Origin of the sequence: Saccharothrix tamanrassetensis, assembly GCF_014203665.1 — a bacterium.
Taxonomy (GTDB): Bacteria; Actinomycetota; Actinomycetes; order Mycobacteriales; family Pseudonocardiaceae; genus Actinosynnema; species Actinosynnema tamanrassetense.
Genome location: NZ_JACHJN010000025.1, coordinates 1 through 2,693, shown reverse-complemented (window position 1 = coordinate 2,693; position 2,693 = coordinate 1). Strand labels below are relative to the sequence as shown.

Sequence of the window (2,693 nt, the reverse complement as noted above, 5' to 3'; positions counted from 1 at the left end):
GGGACGTCGGTGGCCGCGACGGTGGTGGGCAACGCGCGGTCCAGCGCGGCCAGCTCGGTGAGGCGACCGGTGAACAGTCCCGGCGCGGCGGGCAGTTGACGCGGCACCACCGGTGACCGGGCCGCCGCCGTGAGGGGGACGGCGAGGTCGGGGTCCGCGGTCAGGATCCGTTGGTGCAGGTGCTGCAGCTCCGGTCCGGGGTCGGTGCCCAGTTCCTCGACCAGCCGGGTGCGCACCTGCTGGTAGTGGTCCAAGGCGTCGGCCTGGCGACCGGCGCGGTAAAGGGCCAGCATGAACTGTCCGGCCAGCCGTTCGTCGAGCGGGTGGGCGGCGGTCAGGGAGGTCAGGTCGGCGAGCAGGTCGGTGTGCCGGCCGGTGCGCAGCCGCAGGTCGGCGTAGTCCAGTTCGGCGGCCCACCGCTGCCGGTCCAGCTCGGCGCGCACGATGTGCACCCACGGGGAGTCCAGGCCCGCGCACGGCTCGCCACGCCACAAAGCCAACGCCTGCCCGAACAACGCCGTCGCGTCGTCCTCGTTGTCGGCGGCGCGGGCGTCGGCGAGCAGCCTGCGGAACCGGTGCAGGTCCACCGCGTCCCCGTCGACGGTCAGCACGTAGCCGCCGGCCCTGTGCACGATGTCGGCCTCGTCGGTGACTTGCAGCGCGTGGCGCAAACGGGACAGGTACCCGTACAGCGTGTCCCGGCCGCTGTGCGGCACCCGTTCTCCCCAGACGCGGTCGAGGAGTTGATCGGCCGACAGCCACTGGTTGGCCTCGATCAACAACACCGCCAGCACGCACCGCTGCCGGGCATGGCCCAGCTCGATCGACCGGTCACCGATCCGGGCCTCCACCGGGCCCAACACGCGGAACTCCACCGCCATCGCGGACACCCCTCTTCGCCGACCGGCGTCCCGTCGGCACCCGGTCTAGCAGGGGCATCCCCCGATCGCAGGATTCCCGCAGGTTTTCCCTCGATCAGCCGGACACCGTGATGGACGCGGCGGATGACCGGAACGGGACGCGCACACAACACCCACCGCCCGAACGCCGTTCAAGCCGAGGTTCGAGAACACGGTCCAAAGGTTTGCGTACGGCTGAATCGACAACCTGGCCACCGGCGAAGTTCCAGGCGGAGCCGTCGGATGCCAAGCGAATCAGAATGGATACTCGCGATGACGAAACGCATGTTCGTTCTTCTTGTCAGCGTGCTGGCCATGTTGGGCGTCAGCACGGCGTCCGCACAGGCAGTCCCGGAACACACCCGGATCAGTGTGCCGCTGACCGTGATGTCCGTGCCCGCCGGTGTCCAGCCCATGGACACCGGCGTCGGCAACTGCGGCGCGGTGTGGATCGACCTGACCAACAACGGCGGCGGCAGGGGCACCTTCGACTACGGGTTCCAGTCGACCCTCGGCGTGGTGGTCCACCGGGCGCTGACCGTGCGGTGGGCGAACGTCGCGGTGGCGCGTATCCACGCGTTCGACGACAGCGGCCTGATGCTCGGCTCGCGCTTCTCCAACACCCGGCAGGAGACCACCACTCCCGGCCGGGTCGTGTCGAGGCTGGTGACCGTGATCCGGCACGTCAACGGGGTGCTCTGCCTCGGCCGGGTCGGTGACACCGCCAACGTCACCTGATCCACCACTTCAGGGGTGCCCCTCACCCAGGGGCACCCCTGCTAGTGACGGAGTGTGCAAGCAATGCCCTCGATCAACCGGTGGTGATCACGCCACATGGCACCCGACGCGCGGATGTTCGACGGCGCGTCGAAGTCGAAGTCCTTGAACTCCGGGTGGTTGCGATACTCCTGCGGGATCGCGTGGTGCGCGTCCCAGTCGTCCGGCAGCCGCAACTTGCCCTGCCGCCACAGCTCGGCCTCGTATCTACCCCACCAGTTGCCCTTCTCGATATTCGGGGGCTCCGGCGCCATTTCGTTCGGTGGCGTGCTGGAGCTCGACGAGCTGTCGAACATGCCGCCCAAACTCTCGGCAAACATCGCCACCCCACCGACAGCGATAGTGCCACCCGTAAGCACGCCGGCTAGGCCGAGCGCTCCTCCAGCGAGACCCGGCGCGCACAACACGCCCGTGCCGCAGGCGACCGGTGCCAGCAGCAGGGGCGAGCTGATCACGGCGAGTGCCCCGCCGCCGACCGCCAGGGCGGCGCCACCGAACACGCCGCCGATGTCGTCGATGTGGTCGCCCAGGTAGTCGAACGTGGCGTCGGCTGCGTCGCCGACCGCGTCCGTAGCATCGCCGATGGCCTCACCGGTGTCGCAGATGAAGTCCCACGCCCAGCAGTGGCCGTCGATCTCCACTCGGCTGATCGGGTTACCGCCGGTGAACGAGTACCGGTTACCGGTCCGTGCACTCACGCCGAGCCGGAGGTCCGCCAACGCGCCGTTGTAGGTGTCGCGGGGGCACACACCGGCATCACGAGCCGGCTGGACCACCCCGACTTCCCGGGATCGGAACGGTTCGACCCGGGCGAGGTGGAGAAGTACCGGCTGACTCGTGAATGGGTGCCGCTCGCCCAGTTCCCCACCGGAAGCCAGTACCACTACGGGTGCTTCCTGATCGGTCGCGATGATCTCGCCGACAAGCGGTTCGACCGGACGCTGTCGTTCACCATGTTCACCGAGTAGGCGGGAAGCGGGCACCACCCGGCGCCCGGCGCTGACGCCACGAGCCTTC

General features: G+C 69.1%; 3 protein-coding genes. 1 reads left to right on the top strand and 2 read right to left on the bottom strand.

Annotated elements, in window-relative coordinates; genetic code table 11:
• The coding region (locus FHS29_RS36135) for an AfsR/SARP family transcriptional regulator (protein WP_184699235.1) at nucleotides 1-881 on the bottom strand (881 nt) is incomplete at its 3' end.
• Between the two features lie 303 nt (nucleotides 882-1,184).
• On the opposite strand from FHS29_RS36135, the gene FHS29_RS36130 reads away from it, so the two are divergent.
• Nucleotides 1,185-1,637: a hypothetical protein gene (locus tag FHS29_RS36130; RefSeq protein ID WP_184699233.1), complete on the top strand. Its 453-nt coding sequence runs from the start codon at nucleotides 1,185-1,187 to the stop codon at nucleotides 1,635-1,637.
• A gap of 41 nt (nucleotides 1,638-1,678) precedes the next feature.
• On the opposite strand, the gene FHS29_RS36125 is transcribed toward FHS29_RS36130, so the two are convergent.
• The coding region (locus FHS29_RS36125) for a hypothetical protein (RefSeq protein ID WP_221457332.1) at nucleotides 1,679-2,693 on the bottom strand (1,015 nt) is incomplete at its 5' end.